This window comes from Paenibacillus pinihumi DSM 23905 = JCM 16419 (genome assembly GCF_000422505.1).
Taxonomy (GTDB): Bacteria; Bacillota; Bacilli; order Paenibacillales; family Paenibacillaceae; genus Paenibacillus_D; species Paenibacillus_D pinihumi.
In genome coordinates, this window is record NZ_AULX01000034.1 from 38854 (window position 1) to 58041 (window position 19188).

Consider the following 19188-nt stretch of genomic DNA (forward strand, 5'->3'; position numbering starts at 1 on the left):
GTAAACAAGTATAAACAACTATGCTGTCTTTAACAGGCACAGCCTCGTTTCACGCAGAATCAGAATCCGGTTAAAAAAGTAAAAACTTATAAATTCTTGTATTCAAAATAAGTATGAATTTGAGCAGAATCGAGGAACCGACTGTGACAGAGACAAGGAATGAAATCACCTGCACCATTCTGGCAACAAGCGATATTCACGGACACCTCTATCCGACGGATTACCGAAGCAAGGAGGAACTGCCTCTGGGTTTGGCCAAAATTGCCACTATGATCCGCAAGGAGCGGGAACTGCATCCAGATCTGCTGTTGATTGATAACGGCGATCTCATACAAGGGACACCTCTGGCCTCCTATGCGGTGAAATATAAAGAAGGCATCCATCCGGCGATAGAAGCCTGCAATGCGCTTCAATATGATGCTGCGGTGCCCGGGAATCACGAATTCAACTACGGGCTTGAGGTATTGAAGGGTGCGATAGAGGATTCGAGCTTTCCGTGGCTGTCTGCCGGGATTGTGGATGCTGCTACAGGGGAGCCTGCCTTTGGCAAGCCTTATCTGATCAAGCAGGCCGGGGAAGGAATTCGGGTAGCAATTCTGGGCGTGACGACACATTACATACCGAATTGGGAGCATGCCCATCATATTCAGGGCCTGCAGTTCAGGGATGCACTGGAATCGGTAAAGTGGTGGGCGGCGCATATCCGGGAGGTGGAGGCGCCCGATCTGCTCATCGTTGCTTATCATGGCGGATTCGAGCGCGATATGGAGACGGGAGAAGCTGCGGAGAGATTGACTGGAGAAAATCAGGCGTATGCCATATGCCGGGAGGCAGAAGGCATCGATGTGCTGATTACGGGTCATCAGCACCGTCTGATTGCAGATGAGGTATGCGGGGTAGCTGTCGTCCAGCCAGGCTCCGGCGGGCAGGCGCTCGGAAAAATTGAGGTCAGCTTCGTCCGGGAGGGAGGCCGGTGGGTAATAACCGGCAAGCGGGCGGAACTGCTAACCTCATTGAATTCTATCCCTGCGGATGAAACCATACTGGAGCTGGCTTCCGGGATTGAATCGGCAACCCAGGAGTGGCTGGACCAGACAATCGGTCATGTAGACGGCAATATGACGGTTGCGGACCCATTCGTTTGCCGCATCGCCGACAATCCGTTTATGGAGTTCGTGAACCGGGTTCAATTGGAGTCGGCGGGTGTGTCCGTATCCAATGCGGCATTGCTGAACGAGGCATCCAAAGGCTTCGGCCCTGTCATTACGCTGCGTGATGTGCTGACATACTTTATGTATCCGAACACGCTTGTCGTGCTGCGGCTGACCGGACAGGACATTCGGGATGCGCTGGAACAGACCGCCGCGTACTTCCGGTCCGGGGAGAATGGGACGCTCGAAGTAAATCCGGCATATCTCGCGCCCAAAGCACAGCATTACAATTACGACATGTGGGAAGGCATCCGGTATGAGCTTGACATTGCCCGCCCTGCAGGAGAACGTGTATCCAAGCTGCAAACGATGGAAGGCGCGGACATCCATCCCCATATGGAATTTGAAGTCGTGATGAACAATTACCGGGCTAACGGGGGCGGTGACTACGAGATGTACAAAGGGAAGCCTGTCGTCCAAGAGATTTTGACGGATATGGCCGATCTGGTTGCCGAATATATCATCCGGCAAGGCACCGTCATATCCGGCTGCGACCATAATTGGCAGGTCATCGTATCCGCCGGTTATACCGTCAAATAACTTCGGATGACATCATCACTCAGCGCATCCAAGCCGCCCTCCCAGGCGACCACCCCCTTCTCAAGAATATAGAAGTAATCGCCGACACTCTTCACAAAATCAAGACTCTGCTCAGCCAGCAGAATTGCTGTTTTACCGTCCTGCTTGATAGAGCGTATGACCTCGCGGATATCTTCAACAATAGAAGGCTGGATACCCTCGCACGGCTCATCCAGCAGCAGCAAATCAGGATTTGAAGCCAGAGCGCGGGCAAAGGCCAACTGCTGCTGCTGGCCACCGCTCAGGTCTCCGCCGCGCCGGTTATACATTGAGGGCAGTACAGGGAATTTGGCAATGGCTTCATCGGGTATCACCGCCATGGGTGTAGTTGATGCTTCAAGTCCAAGCAGCAAATTTTCATAGACTGTAAGTTGGGCAAAGATTTCCCGGCCTTGCGGCACATAGCCGATCCCGCTGCGCGCCCGCCTGGCCGGAGCAGCCTTGGTCAAATCGGCATTCTTGTAAACCACCTTGCCGTTGCGGGCCCTGAGCAGCCCCATAATTGATCTCATCAGGGTCGTTTTGCCGACCCCGTTGCGTCCGAGCAGGCACACGACCTGCCCCGGTTTGATCTGCATCGATACTTCACGCAAAATGATGCTCTCCCCGTACCCGGACTCAAGCTGTTGAACGGCTAACATCAAGCTCCACCCGCCTTTTTCCGAGATACACCTCCGCCACTCTGGCATCACGCTGCACTTCTTCCATCGTGCCTTCCCTGAGCAGGCGTCCCTCATGCATAACAGTAACTTTGCTTGCAAAATTGCGTACAAACTCCATATCATGCTCCACCACAACAACCGATCTCTTGGCTGCGATCTGGCGCAGCAGCTCGCCTGTCTTGTGCGTCTCCTTATCCGTCATTCCGGCAACCGGCTCATCGAGCAGCAGCACTTGAGGCTCCTGCAGCAGCAGCATGCCGATCTCCAGCCACTGCTTCTCGCCATGGGATAATCCTCCGGCACGCCAAGCTCCTTTTCGTTCAAGACCAATCATCTGAAGCTGATCCTTCAGCCGCTGTTCATCCTCCCGGGTCATCCTGGCGCGTAGTGCAGCCAGCAGACCGCGCTGCTGCCGCATCGAAATCTCCAGATTCTCCATAACCGTAAGCGAAGGGAAAATCGACGGGGCCTGGAATTTCCGGCCGACGCCAAGCTCGGCAATTTGATGCTCCTTGCGCCGGGTGAGTTCGGTTTTTCCCTGAAACAGCACCTTGCCTGATACAGGCTTCACCTTGCCGCAGATAACATCAAGTACTGTCGTTTTGCCTGCGCCGTTAGGGCCGATCAAAAAGCGAAGCTCTCCTCTCGCAAGCTCCAGATTCATTCCGGTAACCGCCTTGAAACCGTCGAACTCGACCGATACCTCTTTACACTGCAGAATGACGGACTTGCTGCTCATGCCCGGTTCGCCTCCTCTTTGGCCATTTGATTTTGCCCAGCAAGCCCACAGCTCCCTTGGGCAGAAACACCACGACAACCACAAACAATCCTCCCAGGAAAAACAGCCATGCATCCGGATAGCTTTCACTGAATGAGCTTTTGGCATAGTTGAGCAGAACCGCGCCAGCGGCGGCCCCAATCAGCGTCCCGCGGCCGCCGATTGCTACCCAGAGCACCATTTCAATGGAAGGTACAATAGCCATCATCGACGGAGAGATGATCCCGACATGAAGGACGAACAGCATCCCTCCTATACCTGCAAGAGCCGCAGATACCACAAACACGAAGATTTGATAGGAAGCGGGGTTATAGCCGATAAACCTGGCCCGGTTCTCCCCGTCCCGGATAGCCCGCAGCACCTTGCCCAGCCTGCTGCCTACAATATAACGGCACATCAGGTATACAGCGAGGAGCACTGCACCGGTTACCCAGAACAGCATCCGCTTCGTATCCGGCGAGCCGATAGGGTAGCCAAGAACAGTTGTAAATCCGGTCAAACCGTTTGTACCTCCTGTCAGTGCCTGTTGCCCGATGAATAATGTAGTTGTGATGATGACGAGCGCCTGGGTCAGAATGGTGAAATAGACACCCTTGATCCGGTTGCGAAAGGTGAAGAAGCCAAGCACCAGCGCCAGCAGCGCCGGGATTGCGATTCCCGCTGCAGCCGCAAACCAGAAGCTTTCAAACGGCTTCCAGAACCACGGCAGATTAGCCAGTCCGCTCCAGCCCATAAAATCAGGCAGTTTGTCCCCGCTGGCCTCCAGTTTCAAATACATTGCCATCGCATACGCGCCAAGCCCGAAGAATACGCCATGACCCAGGCTCAAAATGCCTGTGTAGCCCCAAATCAGATCAAGACCGAGCGCCACAATAGCAAACGCCAGAAATTTTGCCAGCAGATTCAGCCGAAAATCGCTTAAATAAAGCGGTGCACAGAACAGCGCCGCAGCGGCAGCTGCATATCCGATCAGCATATAGATGCGCTGTGCAGTCCATGAACGTTCTCGCATGATGATTCACCTCTTTTGTCTCATACTTCAGTCCAAAGCTCTTGTCTTCATGGCGACAAGTCCTTTTGGCCGCCATTGCAGGAAGGCTACAATACAGAGGAATACCAGCACTTTGCCGAGCGAGGCTGTCGTCCAATATTCAAACATCGTGTTTGTCAGTCCGATTCCCAGCGCGCCGAAGATCGTTCCGATCAGCTTGCCGACACCGCCAAGCACAACGACCATGAAAGCATCAACAATATAATAAGTGCCCAAAGCCGGACCAATCGGCCCGATAAGCGTCAGTGCGCAGCCCGCGATTCCCGCAATACCCGAGCCGATCGCGAATGTCATGGCATCCACTCTCCGGGTCGATATCCCGAGACAAGCTGCCATATCCCGGTTCTGCATCACAGCCCGCATTCTGCGTCCCGCGTTGCTGCGGTAAATATAGAAAAACATGATAATCAGCGTTAAGGCGACCAACCCGATAATGAACAGCCGCTTGTAAGGGAGCACGACGCCATCCATCAGCTTCAAGCCGCCGTCCAGCCAGGCCGGACTTTTCACCGCCACATTGGGCGCACCGAATATTGTCCGGGCAAGCTGTTGCAGCATCAGGGCAATTCCCCAGGTTGCGAGCAAGCTATCCAGCGGACGCCCGTAGAGGAAGCGGATCAGCGTGCCTTCGAGCAGCAGCCCGAAGGCAAAAGCAATCATGAAGCTAATGGGAATGGCCAGGATGAAGTAGGCATTAAACATAGATGAGGGGAGATAACTTGAAAAGATCGTTTGTGTCAGGTAAGTGGAGTAGGCGCCAATCATGATCAGTTCGCCATGGGCCATATTAATGACATTCATAAGCCCGAAGGTAATCGCCAGCCCAAGGGCAATCAGAAGCAGAATGGAGCTGACGCTAAGACCGTTAAACAGTTGAATGATTGTAATTTCCATGTCATCACCTCTTTAGGTCTGGAAGCTGTTCTTGCAGATACAAGCTTGGGGGGACCAGGCAGTTGAAGGCCTTTACGCTCCCTTTGCTTTATTACGGGGTACTCAGGCTTGCCGCCCATGCATAATCCTTCAAATACGGGTCTGGTTTGACAGGTTCGCCCGAGTTCCACAGCTCCTTGAACTGTCCGTCCGCCTGAACCTCTCCGATCCGGACCGTCTTATAGAGATGCTGATTATCGCCATCGATTTTCACCTTTCCTCCAGGTGCATCAAGCTCCAGCCCTTTGGCTGCTTCCTTGACCGCGCCAACTTCGGTTGTGCCCGCTTTTTCGACTGCGGCAGCCCACAGGTATACGGCAATATACCCGGCTTCGATCGGATCAGCCGTTACCCGGTCCTTCCCGTATGCTTTCTTGTAATGGTCCACAAATGCCTGATTGGCCTCCGTATCCGTTGTCTGATAGTAATTCCAGGCCGCAAGGTGGCCTTGCAGGACATCGACTCCGATGCCGCGGATCTCTTCCTCTGCAACCGATACCGACAAGGTTGTAATATCGCTCGCCGATATGCCCGCATCCTTAAGCTGCTTGAAGAAGGCTACGTTGCTGTCGCCATTGAGCGTATTGAAGATGACATCTGGCTTCGCCTTTTGAATTTTGGCAATCATCGTGCTGTAGTCCGTATGGCCAAGCGGCGTGTATTCCTCGCCGGCCAGTTCCCCTCCCTCCGCCTTGAGCTGCTCCTTGATGATCTTGTTGGCCGTCTGTGGAAAGACGTAATCCGAGCCGAGCAGGAAGAAGCGCTTGCCCCGGTTCTCCAGCAGCCACGATACGGCGGGTACAATCTGCTGATTGGTTGTAGCCCCTGTATAGAAGATATTTGGCGAAGCCTCCAGTCCCTCATACTGGACGGGATACCAAAGCAGACCGTTCAGCTCTTCAAATACCGGAAGCATTGCCTTGCGGCTTGCTGAAGTCCATCCTCCGAACACGGTCACCACCTTATTCTCGGAAATCAGCTTCCTTGCCTTCTCGGCGAAAGTCGGCCAATCCGACGCGCCATCCTCCATCACCGGAACGAGCTGCTTGCCGAGCACGCCTCCCTTGGCGTTAATCTCCTGGATCGCCATCAGCTCCGAATCCTTCACTGATACCTCGCTGATCGACATGGTCCCGCTCAGGGAATGGAGAATACCGACTTTAATAACATCGCCGTCCCCTGGGGCAGCAGTATCTCCCCCTGTCTCCGAACTGCCGCTCGATGCAGGCTTATTTGTACCTTTGCCGCCCGCACCTCCGCCACTTCCGCAGCCTGCAAGCACGACACACAGCACAACCGCACATACGGCAAACTTCCAAGGACGATTCCGTTTCATCTGCCCACTCCCCTATTCTTTTTATCTAATGCCGAACATTGGTAAAGCTGGATATTTGTTTATTCGTGTTTTCATTATATGGGTTAGCGTAATTTAATGTCAACTAAATTAACATATATAATTGAAAATTAGGAAAAAGGTCACTCGATTTAAAGATTCGATACGATTTCTCATTAATTTCAAATCGAATTGATCTGATTTTCATTCTTATACGTTATATATTATTACATCAATTTTTATTCTAGTTCTTTTTCAAAAGAGCGCCCATACAAAAAAGGAGAGACCAGGTTTCCCTGGCCTCTCCTCGAATTCATCTTATTTGATTATTTACCGCTGTTGTTTTTAGCTGCGTTATCCTTGCTGTCCTTCTCGGAGTCCGCTGGCGCCTTCTCGTCTTCAGCCGGAGGCTGCGGCAAATCGATCTTCTCGATCAGGCCTGGCAGCTCTTTGCTCATGAAATCCTGAATTTGAACATTCGAAAGCTGCTGCTTCAATTGCTCTTTGGTATCAGCAGAAAGCTTGTCAAAAGTTTGCGGTTCACGCTTTTCCACTTTAATGACATGATAGCCAAATTCAGTTTTTACCGGATCGCCAATTTCATTCAACGGCTGCTTCAAGGAAGCATCCTTGAACTCTGCTACATAGGTTTTGGCTTCCTTCAGCTCGTACAGGCCGCCTTTATCCTTGGAACCCGGATCATCGGAATATTCCTTGGCGATCTCGTCCCATGATGCGCCACCCTTAAGCTTGTCCTTCGCTTCATTGGCGCGTTTCAACGCTTCTTCATCCGTACGTTTTGTTTTTTCATCTTTATCGAAGCTCACCAGAATATGACGAAGCTCTACTTTTGTAAAGCCTTCCGGATCTTTATCAAATTCTGTCTTAATCTGGGCGTCAGTTACGCTATCCTCAGCATTTTTCATAACGGAGAATACGAGCACATAGAAATCTCTGGCTTCCTTCTCTGTCAATCCGGAAGTTTCGAGTGTCTTTTTCAGTTCCGGCTGATTTTTAATCGCATCTGCAAGCTGTTTCTCAAACTCATCCGCCTGCTTGCCTGTCTCTTCTTTGGCTTTGTCTGAAACTTTGTCAGCCAAAAGCTTGTAGCCAATATACTCCTTGAGGAACTGTTCCTTGTATTGCGGTATGCTCAGCAGCATGCCGTATTGCGGGTTCATGAGGCCGAAAAAGCCCGCATATTTGTCAAATTCGCCTTCTGTGACCTGACCGCCTTTATAAGTGGCGATAACCTTGCCTTTATCACCTTGGCTTGCTCCTGGAGCAGTACCTTCTCCATTTGACTCACTTTTCTTCCCGCAGCCTGCTGCAACCGTCATTACAATCAGCACTGCTGCAATCAGCAGTACGAGACTGCGCCATGACGATTTGCGTTTATTGTGCAACATCCTGTAGTTCCCCTTTCGATTTAATGGCTTCACTACATTGTATCAGAAACCGTTCCAACATTGCCAATTTAGCCTCATCTTCCAGACCTTGTCCGCGAAGCTGGACGATCACGCCCACCTCCTGCGGTTGAATTGCCCGTTTGATCCGGTTATCATACGTGCCGCAAAGTTGATCCATTTTCTTCTTGTCGATTTTATGGCTGTCTGATCCGGCAAATTTGACGGTCAAATCATCCCCGCGCTGGCTGATCTGCTCAATGCCGTATTGTCTGCCGTACACCTTGAGTCTGGCTACCGTCAGCAGATTATGGACAGCAGCAGGCAAATCGCCGAAGCGGTCGACAAGCTCTTCACGAAGGTCCTCGCTCTCTTCTACGGAACGGACCACAGCCACCTTCTTGTAAATCTCAATCTTCTGGATACTATCATAAATATAATCAGACGGGAGGTAGGCGTCCATGCTGATATCAATCTGCGTCTGGATCTCCTTGACCACTTCCGCTTCTCCGCCATACATCTCGGTTTTGCGTTTGGCAATCTCCTCTGCCAGCATCTGTGAGTACAGATCGAAGCCGACGGAGGCGATAAAGCCGTGCTGCTCTGCGCCAAGCAGGTTACCCGCTCCACGTATGGACAAATCGCGCATCGCGATTTTGAAGCCGGAGCCAAGCTCTGTAAATTCCTTGATGGACTGGAGCCGCTTTTCCGCTACCTCTGTCAAAACTTTGTCCTTCTGATAGGTAAAATACGCATACGCAATCCGGTTCGAGCGTCCAACCCGTCCACGGAGCTGATACAGCTGGGACAAGCCCATTTTATCCGCATCATGCACAATAAGCGTGTTCACATTCGGAATGTCAACACCCGTCTCGATAATGCTCGTACTTACCAGTACGTCGGACTCGCCGTCCAGGAAATCAAGAATTGTCTTCTCCAACTCCTGCTCGGACATTTGCCCATGCCCCACCGCAACACGTGCGCCCGGCACCAGCGCCCCGATCTGTTCAGCCATCTGGTAGATGCCCTGTACCCGGTTGTACAAATAATACACCTGTCCGCCGCGGGCCAGCTCCCGTTCGATGGCTTCACGCACCAAAGAAGGGCTGTACTCTACGACGTAGGTCTGGACCGGAAAGCGATTTTCAGGCGGTGTCTCGATAACAGACAAGTCCCGTACGCCAAGCATTGACATATGAAGTGTCCGCGGAATCGGCGTCGCTGTCAGTGTCAGCACATCGACATTGTTCTTCAGCTTTTTCAGCTTCTCCTTGTGAGACACCCCAAAGCGCTGTTCCTCATCGACAATCAGTATGCCCAGATCCTTGAAGATGACATCCTGCGAAAGCAGACGATGCGTTCCGATAACGACATCGACAGTACCTGCCTTGAGACCTTTCATGGTCTCATTCTGCTCCTTGCGGGAACGAAAACGGCTGAGCACCTGGATATTGAACGGATAGCCGGAGAACCGTTCGCGGAACGTCTCATAATGCTGCTGGGCAAGAATCGTCGTCGGCACCAGGACAGCTACCTGCTTGCCTTCTATGGCCGACTTGAATGCCGCACGCACCGCAACCTCCGTTTTGCCATAGCCGACATCACCGCATAACAGCCGGTCCATTGGTCTTGGCGTCTCCATATCCTTCTTGATCTCTTCAATAGCCCGGAGCTGGTCCCTTGTCTCATCGTAAGGGAACATTTCTTCGAATTCCTGCTGGTACGGTGTATCCTTGCCGAAACCGTAGCCTGGTGAAGCCTGACGCTGGGCATAGAGTTTGATCAGATCATCGGCAATATCCTGTACTGACGATTTGACCTTGTTCTTGACTCTCGTCCACTCGTTGCCGCCCAGCTTGTATACCTTCGGCTCCTTGTCCTCGGACCCGACATATTTCTGGATTAGGTCAATCTGGTCAATCGGCACGGACAGCTTGTCGCCAGCCGCATACATAATATGCAGGTAGTCTTTGTGAATACCGCCGATCTCCAATGTGCCGATCCCTAAATATTTGCCAATCCCGTGATTCTGGTGAACGACGTAATCGCCCACCTTCAGCTCAGTATAGCTCTTGATCCGCTCGGCATTATCGATCTTCTTGTCCAGGCGGCGCACCTTGCGCTGCTTCTGGGAAAACATCTCGCCTTCGGTGATGACAACCAGATGCACAGAGGGCAGCTCAAAACCGGTCTGCAAGTTGCCTTCCAGCATTGTTGGCGGCTCAATATTATAATCCTGAAGCACCCTTCGCATCCGCTCCATGCGCTCCGGATTTCCGGCTAGCATGATAACGTTTGCACCCGCTTTTTTCCAACGATCCATCTCGGCTTTCAGCACATTCATTTGACCATGGAAGTTCTGCATGGCGCGGCAGGTGAAGTTTACGATATTCTGCGGCTGTGTATGCGGAATCTGACGAAGGAAGAGCGATAAGAATACCGTAGAGAACGTACGCGCATATAAAATATCATCCGTATTGCGGGACAATACAAAGCCCGTAAGCGATTTGCCGTTCTGAAGCAAATGGGTTGCCCATTCTGCTTCATCGCGCTCCAACTGGCGTGCAGTCTCAATAATGCGTGTCGGTTCATCAATAATCAAAATCGTATCTTCCGGCATGTAATCCAGAATGGTCTGCCGTTCGGGATACAGCAAGGAAATATATTTATAGATTTCGGAAAAATAGATCTGCTCCTCCAGCTTACCGATCTCAGATCCGATCTCTTCCCGCATGCGATCCTTGGCCACACGGTCGGTCATCTTCTCAAGCTGAAGTTCCAGCAGCTCGGCTGCGTGCTTCGCAGCTGCCTGCTGGCGGCGTTTGTCCGCAAGAATCTCCTTGCAGACCGGAACCACGTATTCATCCTTCTTGTCAATCGACCGCTGATCCGCCGGATCGAAGGTCCGGATCGAGTCAATCTCATCATCGAACCATTCCAGCCTGAAGCCATGCGGCTCAGTGAGCGGGAAGAAGTCTACCAGACCGCCCCTTACACTCATCTCTCCCTTGGACTCTACACGGTCCACTCTCTCATAGCCTAGCTCCACCATTTTGGCGAGGAAGCTCTCCATTGGCAGCTCCATGCCAACCTTGACCGCGATCTGCGCTTCTGCCATCACCTCACGGGTTGGCAGATACCTTCTCACGCCGGAGAAAGGAATGACAACAACCCCGCGGAACCCCTGGGACAGCCGAACAAGAACATTAATTCGCTCTGCGAGCGTCTCTGGACTTGAGATCGCCGCTTCGGCCGCCACCAGCTCATTGGCGGGATACAGCAAAACTTGATCAACGGACAGGCTTTCTTGCAGATCCTCTGCAATCTTCTGGGCAGCAAACATGTTATGGGTCATAATCAACAGCGGCCGGTCCAGCTCATTCCGAATAACCGCGGACATCACCTGGCGTGCCGATCCTGCCAGACCCGATACCATCTGTTCCTTCATGCCCTTGCGAATCCCCGTCATAATATTCTGTACGTCCTGATCCGCTGCAAAAGCCTCAATTAACGCTTTCAACCTTGTGGCACCTCATTTCTTGTACCGACCTATGCATTCCTGTTCCAAGCGTAAACAGCTGCCTCGCCATGGACAGGGGCAGCGGTCGTTTCACGTGAAATATAAGCTCTTTATAAGCAGCTGATGCTTATCGAATCTTATAGTTCAAGCGTAAAACGGCTTTGCCTCTCTTTCCGGGCAAAGCTCGTATTACGCGGTGAATAAAGCCATATATAGTTAAACCTAATACCTGTACTACTTTAAATCCCTAAAGACTCTGCATTCGCCAGGACGATTGACGCATCCAACTATTCCCCTGCCTATTGAAGCGGGTTCACCACAAGCAGCAGCTCGGGGTTTGCTTCAATGGCTTCACTGCAATAATCGCAGACGACTTTGACCGTCACATCTCCATTTTGGCTATACGCTATTATATCGCTGCGTTCCTCAGGGGTCAAGAAATGAAAGCCAAGCCGCGCTTCCGATGCAGCAGCTCCGGAAAGGGTGCCAAGATCTGTTTTGCAATGACGGCATACATAGTTTACAGCCATTTTATTCCTCCTGCAGATAGGTTATACCTTCAGTATGCCCATTTTTCGGAGGATTAAAAGACATTAGCGGTTATATTTGCCCATCGTTTCCTCGAACGGATGCGTAAGCGCATATTCAATGCTGTCGCAGGCGTAGCTGATCATTTCAGCTAGCGGCACCTGATCACGCTTAGGGAAGTTGGAGAGCACATAGTCGGATATAATTTCACCAGGCTGCGGCCGTGAAATCCCCATACGGACACGATTGAAGGTCTGAGTCCCTGTATGCGCGATAATGGACTTGATGCCGTTATGCCCGCCGGCACTGCCCTGATAGCGGAGGCGGATCCGTCCAAGCTCCGTATCCAGATCATCATAGACGACGATGCCATCCGACAAATCAGCTTTATAATAATCCATAAATGCGCGCAGCGATTCTCCTGACAAATTCATATAGGTCATCGGTTTGATCAGGACGACCTTGGTCCCATTCACATTTCCTTCTCCCATTAAAGCCTTGCATTTGCTCTGGTTGACTTTGATGTCAAAGCGTTTGGCCAGCTCATCCACTACCAGAAAGCCTACATTGTGCCGCGTCCCCTGATACGACATTCCGGGGTTTCCGAGACCTGCGATCCATTTCATCTCCAAAATTCTCCTTTAAATTTTTTTCTGATGCAACGATTTGACCTTTTAATTTGTCTTCTATATGAGGTGATATTCATGGCCAATATGCCTATATACGAATTCGATCAAAAAGAAGAACTTTACCTGCACGGACAAATGTTATTTGACGACCGTCATTTTGAGGATCATATGGACCATCGCATACCGATTCAGGTGTACTCCATTGGATGTCACAAGGACATTGGGTTCATTGAACAATACTGCGGGGATTATGTCAAGGTTAATCATATTTTCTACGACCGGACCCAGTTTACCTTCGTTTCCCGCCCGGGTTTTTAATTTCCTTCATCTTAGGAGACGTTGCCGCTTCTGACAGCACAAGCACCAACAGCTGCGAACCCTTGGCAGCGGCAACGTCGTTCGCCTGGAGAGATGAACCCCTAGGCGGCACCCTGTGAGTGAAGTACATAGCTTATCTCAAAAAAAGAGCCAGCCTCCAACTAAGGGGCCAGCTCCTGTTTGTGCTGCTCTTTTACACCGATGTACTAATGTCCTCCATCTTGGCTTCCTCAGAACGCTTTTCCGCAGCATCGACAGCTTTCTCTTCTTCCACTGCCTCTTCTTCAGACAGCTCCTTCTGAGGTGCGAGAATGGTGACAATCACCAGATCGGAATCCGCTCTGGCCTCCACGCCCTCCGGCAGCTCCAGATTTTCAAGCAGTACGTTCTCACCTATCTGCAAATTGGATACATCCACCACAACCGATTCCGGGATACGGCTCGGCAGACATTGAATTTCGATTTCATGCTGCAAAATTTGCAGAATACCGCCTTCTCTGGCCCCTGGCGCATCGCCGGACAATTCCACCCTTACGGCTGTTTTGACCTTTTCAGTCATACTAATCTGGTGAAAATCAATATGGATGACTTGCTTGGAAAGCGGATCACGCTGCAATTCTCCGAGCATGACCGGCTGCGTTCCGCCGCTTGGCACCTGAATCTCCAAAACAGCATTTGGATGGTGACGCAAAATATGCATCACCTGTTTCTCGTCCACAGCCAGCGGAGTTGCCTCTTTTACTTGCTTTCCATATATAACACCCGGAATTTTTCCTTCTTGTCTTAATTTGCGCAGCTCACCCTTGGTTTTGGTTTGACGCCTCTCGACTTGCAGCATTGTACTCATGCTAGGAAACCTCCTTATGATAAAGCTTGGGATTTCCTATATTTTTACCCATACAAGCCTTGAATAAACCATAGGGATGCTATTATTGCTGAGTACGCTCTTTTTTCGCCTTGGCGCGATTACGGATCTTCTCTGCATAGCCCGGCTTGTTCACCTGGCGCTCTCTGGCAATGGCCAGGTCATTATCCGGCACATCATGCGTTATGGTAGAGCCCGCCACAACGTAGGCTCCGTCGCCGATTTTGACAGGTGCAATCAGATTGACATTGCTGCCGATGAAGGCTCCGTCGCCAATCTCCGTCTTCGATTTATTGAATCCGTCATAATTGACCGTAATGGCTCCGCAACCGATATTGACATCCTTGCCGACGGCAGCGTCCCCTACATAACTGAGATGAGACACCTTGCTGCCATCACCCAGCGATGCGTTCTTCAGCTCAACGAAGTCGCCCACCTTGCAATTATCGCCAAGCTTTGATCCTGGACGCAAATAAGCGAACGGACCTATAGAGCACGAGGAGCCTATGACAGAATCGTTCAGCACAGAATGCTTGATCGCCGTTCGGGAGGCAATCTCACAATTGGATATATCCGCCTGTGGCCCGATAACGCAATCCTCGCCGATAACCGTCTTGCCGCGTAAGACGGTACCCGGATAAATAACAGTATCCGCTCCAATTATGATGTCACTTTCGATATATACAGACGCAGGATCAATAATAGTTACGCCTGCAAGCAGATGACGTCTCACAATACGCTCTCTCATGCTGCGTTCAGCCTCAGCCAGCGCCACACGGTCATTAACACCGATAGCCTCAGCAGGATCAGCGGCGCAATAAGCCTGAATGATTTCGCCCTGCTGCTGCAGAATGCCGATCACATCGGTCAGATAGTATTCGCCTTGGGCATTGCTGTTCGTTACCTTGGAGAGCGCTTCGAACAGCTTGCGGTTATTAAAGCAGTAAGTGCCGGTATTGATCTCGCGAACCGCCGCTTCCTGCATATTACAGTCCTTATGCTCGACAATCTTCTCTACCTGCCCCTGTTCACCGCGAATAACGCGTCCGTAGCCGGACGGATCAGGCAGCTCAGCCGTAAGCACAGTAGCCGCTGAAGCACTGCCTTCATGCAATTGCAGCATAGCCAGCACCGTCTCCTTGGATACGAGAGGCGTATCGCCGCAAATAACGATTGTCGTGCCTTCTTCATTCGCAAGCAGGTCCTTGGCCTGCAAAACCGCGTGTCCGGTTCCCAACTGCTCGGACTGAAGCACGAATTCCGCCTGATTGCCGAGTACCGATTGTACCTTTTCCGCACCATGTCCCACAATGACAACAGACCGCTCACAGCCTGCTTCTTGCACCATATCCAGAACGTGGCTCACCATCGGCTTTCCGCATACCGGGTGAAGCACTTTATACAATTTCGATTTCATGCGCTTGCCCTGGCCAGCGGCAAGAACGATCGCCATCTTCTTCAATTGCGACTCCTCCTAAAAACCTTATGTCGAGATTACTATATCGTATCCACAGCCATGTGTAAATGTCCACCAGCCCAGCGTAATCATGACAATGCCAGCGGGATATGCCACCTGGCTGAATTATTAAATTCCTGCCATCCTCTTCTCCAGACAGCTATTCTTGAGGCAGTTTGGAGGCTGCGGAACCACAATTGCTATAAAATAAAGAAAGGAGAGCCTGGGCTCCCCTTCTCTAACATCTTTGAAAGTATAATGTTAATACTAGTACTTGAATTAGATTGCCCATTGGTGCGAATGCCGCCGTATCTGCAGAATACGGCAGTCATCATTCGCTTGTTCTGTTACATTATGCACCTTCTTCAATTACTTCTTCTTCCTCCACAGCCGCGCGCTCGTATTCAGCTAATACAGCGGCCTGGATCTTTTCGCGGGTGGTTGAGGAGATCGGGTGAGCGATATCACGGAATTCTCCATCTGGAGTCCGCTTGCTCGGCATCGCTACAAACATTCCATTGTTGCCGTCAATGACACGAATATCATGAACAACAAATTCATTGTCAATAGTAATGGAAGCGATCGCTTTCATTCTCCCCTCAGAGTTCACACGGCGAAGTCTGACATCGGTAATCTGCACTTGTGTTCACCACCTTTGCCTATCAAAGACTTGGTGTATAATTCCACAAAGCAGCGCAATATCCTTCTTTTTTCTGGAAAATAAAGTTCCAATTTTATATTTATTTTTCCATACAAAGGTTTTTCGATTCTATTCGACAGGTATCGCTACGATCAGTTCGATTTCGACAGAAACATCTTTCGGCAGCCTGGCAACTTCAACGGTCGAACGGGCTGGCTTGTGTTCTCCAAAGTAGGAGGCATACACTTCATTAATTGCACCGAACTGATTCATATCTTTAATGAAAACTGTCGCCTTCACAACATTCTTCAGCTCAGCTCCCTCTGCCGCAAGCACAGCTTTCAGATTGCGGAATACCTGGTGGGTCTGTTCCTCAACGCCGCCTTCCACGACTTGTCCATTCACATCCAGCGGAATTTGTCCTGAGGTAAACAGCAAATTGCCAAGCCGGACTGCCTGGGAATAAGGGCCGATTGCAGCAGGCGCCTGATTTGTAGCGACGATCTTAAGATTTGACATGATTAAATCCCCCTTAAAAGTGAATTTTACAGCCTACAGAAAATAATTTCCCGGGACAACAGAAGTGTTCTTGGTCTTCATATCTACAGCGGTCAACTTGGCCAAGGATACGTAATCATCAAACAGCCGCTCCTCGCTGCCAATCTCTCCGGATTCGACGAAGACGCCTACCCCAGCCACAGTAGCATCAAACTCATACAGCAGGTCCATCATTCCCTGAACCGTACCTCCTGCTTTCAGGAAATCATCGATAATCAGCACGCGGGATTGCTCCTTAAGTGCCCGCCGTGCCAGCGACATCGTTTGGATGCGCTTGTTGGACCCGGATACATAATTGATGCTTACAGCAGACCCCTCGGTGACCTTATTGTCTCTTCTGACGATGACGACCGGAAGATTCAGATAGGTTGCCGTAGCATAAGCCAAAGGTATTCCCTTCGTCTCCACCGTCATAATGACATCGATCTCGCGGTCGGCAAATATTGTAGCAAACATCCGGCCCACATCATTCATGATTGAAGGTTGGCCCAGCATATCCGTCATATACAAATAACCGCCGGGAAGCACTCTTTCAGGCTGTTCCAAGTGGCGGCAAATCTCTTTTATAATCGTGAGTGAAGCAGTCTTCTCCATCATCGGAATATACTTTACACCGCCTGCTGCTCCTGCCAGAGTATGCAGCTGCCCCAAGCCTTCATCTTCGAATACTTCCTTAATGATGGCAAGGTCTTCGCTAATCGAAGATTTGGCAGACTGATAACGGTCAGCAAAAGCTGTAAGCGAGATTAGTGTATGGGGGCGGGCTAACAAGTATTGTGTCATTTCAACTAGCCTGGCACTTCTCTTTAACTTTTTCATTACCTCTCCCCCAGAGAACCCGAATATTATAATGTCAATATAACATTTTTATACGGGTTTTTACAAGAAGTACGTCATTTTCATGTCAGCATTCTTACCACGTATACTTCTTTGCAGAACCCGCGCAACCCGTTATAAATACGGGCGACCTTGGATTCCTTGGATACAAGGCCAAATACAGTCGGTCCGCTTCCGGACATCAGCACGCCGTCCGCTCCGAGCCGCTGCATGCTTTCCTTGAGCTGCTCTACTTCGGGATAGAGCGGAAGCGTAACAGACTCAAGCACATTGCCAAGAGATGCACACATGTCGCCAAAGGAGCCTCTCTCGATGGCAGACAGCATGTCCGAGGTGGAAGGATGGCTCGCCAGCTGAGAGGCGCGCAGCCTGCCGTACACATCAGCAGTAGATACATTGATCGGCGGCTTCGCAAGCACGACCCAGCATTGAGGCGGATTGCCGATACGCTGCAGTTTCTCACCCCGGCCTGTTGCCAGTGCAGTCCTGCCCGTAATACAAAAAGGGACATCTGAACCAAGCTCTGCCCCCAGCTCGCAAAGCTCCTCATCCGATATTCCGAGCTTCCACAGCCGGTTGAGCCCCCTTAACGCTGCTGCTGCATCGGAGCTGCCTCCTGCAAGGCCCGCTGCAACCGGAATTTTCTTATCCAAATGTATGTAGACGCCTTTGCGCACATCATATCTTTCCTTGATAAGCCTCGCAGCCTGGAACGCCAGATTTTTCTCATCCAACGGAATGTATCCCGCCTGACTTGAAATAATAATGGTGTCCCGGGGCAGTTCCTCCATCTCCAGCCGGTCAGCCAGATCAACCATTGTCATTATCATCTCTACTTCATGATAGCCGTCCTCCCTTTTTCGGAGAACATCCAGCAGCAAGTTAATTTTGGCTGGAGCTTTTTCATAGATCTTCATCGTTATTCACCCGCTCGTTATCAATTACAACTTCACATATTATAACAAATGGGCACAAGAAAAGCTAAGATGATTCCGCAGCTTGCATGGAACGGATCATCCTAGCCCTGGTGTTGCATATAAGCTTTGAAACATGATTATTGCTGAGGCGATTTGGCAGCGGCTTGCTCTGCCAATTGAATTGCACGTTTGACCATATTTCCGGCATCCTTGGCGCGGATGCTCCCCCAGCCTTCCTTTTGAACCGTATCATAAAAGCCCAGATCCTTGGCCAGCTCATATTTCAAGCTCTCTGACATGATGGAACGGCGTCTTCTGCTCATCAGGATCAAGCCCTCCTCTCTGGCGCGATTTAAGCGCAGATGCTCTGCACACGGTTAGAATGCGCCAGATCGCGCCCTGTTATGCGTCCTGGCCCCCAGAAGGCATTATACGGCAAGCAAGCGGCCTGGAAGTTTTCAGCTTGATTTAGAGCGATATAAGCATTTAAAAAAATACAGTACAGGGCAAGCCCTGTACTGTCTATACATTCATATGTTATTGCAGGTAGCTGATCTTGACTTGTCCATCGTCGTTGCACACGGTAACTTCAACAGACTCCGTCAATATATCTGCGTAACTGTAAGACACCCGCTTAAAGGCGTTTTGATCTTGGTCTAGCTTCACAATAAAAACAGAGGGGTAGATTTCTTCCAACACACCGGTACGTTCGATGGTTTTCTTGCGGCCGCCATTAGCTCGGAGGCTGATTTTGGACCCGACGTGGACTTCCAGACTGCGTTTGATCTCCAACAGCGCATTTTTTGCCATTGTGTACAACCACCTCTTTCTATACACATTATAACCAAAAAGAGGGAGATTGTCAAATAAGACGAAATATTATATCAGGAGTCCAAAGTTTTTGTCAATGAACTTTTTTGAAAATTATGTTATAGGCTTAGCAAGGCCTTTTATCAATTGAAAGATG

General features: G+C 50.6%; 19 protein-coding genes. 2 read left to right on the forward strand and 17 right to left on the reverse strand.

Annotated elements, in window-relative coordinates; genetic code table 11:
* Positions 1–143 precede the first annotated feature (143 nt).
* On the forward strand, positions 144–1751 hold the full coding sequence (locus tag H583_RS0112245) for a bifunctional metallophosphatase/5'-nucleotidase (RefSeq protein WP_028560725.1): 1608 nt from the start codon (positions 144–146) through the stop codon (positions 1749–1751).
* Here H583_RS0112245 and urtE read toward each other — a convergent pair.
* The 9 genes from urtE to pth form a co-directional block, all read right to left on the reverse strand.
* Positions 1736–2431, reverse strand: a complete 696-nt coding sequence (gene urtE / locus H583_RS0112250) for an urea ABC transporter ATP-binding subunit UrtE (protein WP_028560726.1) — start codon at positions 2429–2431, stop codon at positions 1736–1738. The two genes, H583_RS0112245 and urtE, sit on opposite strands and share 16 nt — an antisense overlap.
* A complete protein-coding gene (gene urtD / locus H583_RS0112255) occupies positions 2409–3191 on the reverse strand; it encodes an urea ABC transporter ATP-binding protein UrtD (protein WP_028560727.1) in 783 nt (260 codons plus the stop codon). The genes urtE and urtD overlap by 23 nt, the downstream gene beginning before the upstream one ends.
* Positions 3160–4242 (reverse strand): urea ABC transporter permease subunit UrtC, encoded by a 1083-nt coding sequence (urtC, locus tag H583_RS0112260; protein WP_051236368.1) that lies wholly within the window; start codon positions 4240–4242, stop codon positions 3160–3162. Before urtC ends, urtD begins: the two co-directional genes overlap by 32 nt.
* Before the next feature lie 27 nt (positions 4243–4269).
* On the reverse strand, positions 4270–5175 hold the full coding sequence (gene urtB / locus H583_RS0112265) for an urea ABC transporter permease subunit UrtB (protein WP_028560729.1): 906 nt from the start codon (positions 5173–5175) through the stop codon (positions 4270–4272).
* Positions 5176–5266: 91 nt separating this feature from the next.
* The gene (gene urtA, locus H583_RS0112270) at positions 5267–6550 is read right to left on the reverse strand and encodes an urea ABC transporter substrate-binding protein (RefSeq protein ID WP_028560730.1); all 1284 of its coding nucleotides are present in this window, start codon (positions 6548–6550) and stop codon (positions 5267–5269) included.
* A gap of 323 nt (positions 6551–6873) precedes the next feature.
* Positions 6874–7956, reverse strand: coding sequence for a peptidylprolyl isomerase (locus H583_RS32720; RefSeq protein WP_051236371.1), 1083 nt, complete (start codon positions 7954–7956; stop codon positions 6874–6876).
* Positions 7943–11473: a transcription-repair coupling factor gene (mfd, locus tag H583_RS0112280; protein ID WP_028560731.1), complete on the reverse strand. Its 3531-nt coding sequence runs from the start codon at positions 11471–11473 to the stop codon at positions 7943–7945. The genes H583_RS32720 and mfd overlap by 14 nt, the downstream gene beginning before the upstream one ends.
* 299 nt (positions 11474–11772) lie before the next feature.
* Positions 11773–12003, reverse strand: coding sequence for an anti-sigma-F factor Fin (gene fin / locus H583_RS0112285; protein WP_028560732.1), 231 nt, complete (start codon positions 12001–12003; stop codon positions 11773–11775).
* Between the two features lie 63 nt (positions 12004–12066).
* Positions 12067–12627 carry an aminoacyl-tRNA hydrolase gene (gene pth / locus H583_RS0112290; protein WP_028560733.1) on the reverse strand — a complete coding sequence of 187 codons (561 nt, stop codon included), beginning with the start codon at positions 12625–12627 and terminating at the stop codon, positions 12067–12069.
* Between the two features lie 78 nt (positions 12628–12705).
* Between pth and H583_RS0112295 the strand changes: the two genes are divergently transcribed.
* Positions 12706–12948 carry a hypothetical protein gene (locus tag H583_RS0112295; RefSeq protein ID WP_081667172.1) on the forward strand — a complete coding sequence of 81 codons (243 nt, stop codon included), beginning with the start codon at positions 12706–12708 and terminating at the stop codon, positions 12946–12948.
* Positions 12949–13141: 193 nt separating this feature from the next.
* Here H583_RS0112295 and H583_RS0112300 read toward each other — a convergent pair whose 3' ends face one another.
* The 8 genes from H583_RS0112300 to veg form a co-directional block, all read right to left on the reverse strand.
* The gene (locus H583_RS0112300) at positions 13142–13795 is read right to left on the reverse strand and encodes a 50S ribosomal protein L25 (RefSeq protein WP_028560735.1); all 654 of its coding nucleotides are present in this window, start codon (positions 13793–13795) and stop codon (positions 13142–13144) included.
* 82 nt (positions 13796–13877) lie between these two features.
* Entirely contained in the window at positions 13878–15266 is a 1389-nt protein-coding gene (glmU, locus tag H583_RS0112305) for a bifunctional UDP-N-acetylglucosamine diphosphorylase/glucosamine-1-phosphate N-acetyltransferase GlmU (protein ID WP_036709428.1), read from the reverse strand.
* Between the two features lie 355 nt (positions 15267–15621).
* Complete coding sequence (gene spoVG / locus H583_RS0112310; protein ID WP_028560737.1) at positions 15622–15909, reverse strand: septation regulator SpoVG; 288 nt, start codon at positions 15907–15909, stop codon at positions 15622–15624.
* Between the two features lie 129 nt (positions 15910–16038).
* On the reverse strand, positions 16039–16428 hold the full coding sequence (locus tag H583_RS0112315; protein WP_028560738.1) for a RidA family protein: 390 nt from the start codon (positions 16426–16428) through the stop codon (positions 16039–16041).
* Between the two features lie 33 nt (positions 16429–16461).
* On the reverse strand, positions 16462–17286 hold the full coding sequence (gene purR / locus H583_RS0112320) for a pur operon repressor (protein WP_028560739.1): 825 nt from the start codon (positions 17284–17286) through the stop codon (positions 16462–16464).
* Between the two features lie 80 nt (positions 17287–17366).
* Positions 17367–18221 carry a 4-(cytidine 5'-diphospho)-2-C-methyl-D-erythritol kinase gene (ispE, locus tag H583_RS0112325; protein WP_028560740.1) on the reverse strand — a complete coding sequence of 285 codons (855 nt, stop codon included), beginning with the start codon at positions 18219–18221 and terminating at the stop codon, positions 17367–17369.
* Between the two features lie 137 nt (positions 18222–18358).
* On the reverse strand, positions 18359–18544 hold the full coding sequence (locus H583_RS0112330; protein WP_028560741.1) for a small, acid-soluble spore protein, alpha/beta type: 186 nt from the start codon (positions 18542–18544) through the stop codon (positions 18359–18361).
* 214 nt (positions 18545–18758) lie between these two features.
* Positions 18759–19031 (reverse strand): biofilm formation stimulator Veg, encoded by a 273-nt coding sequence (gene veg, locus H583_RS0112335; protein WP_028560742.1) that lies wholly within the window; start codon positions 19029–19031, stop codon positions 18759–18761.
* Between the last annotated feature and the right edge of the window lie 157 nt (positions 19032–19188).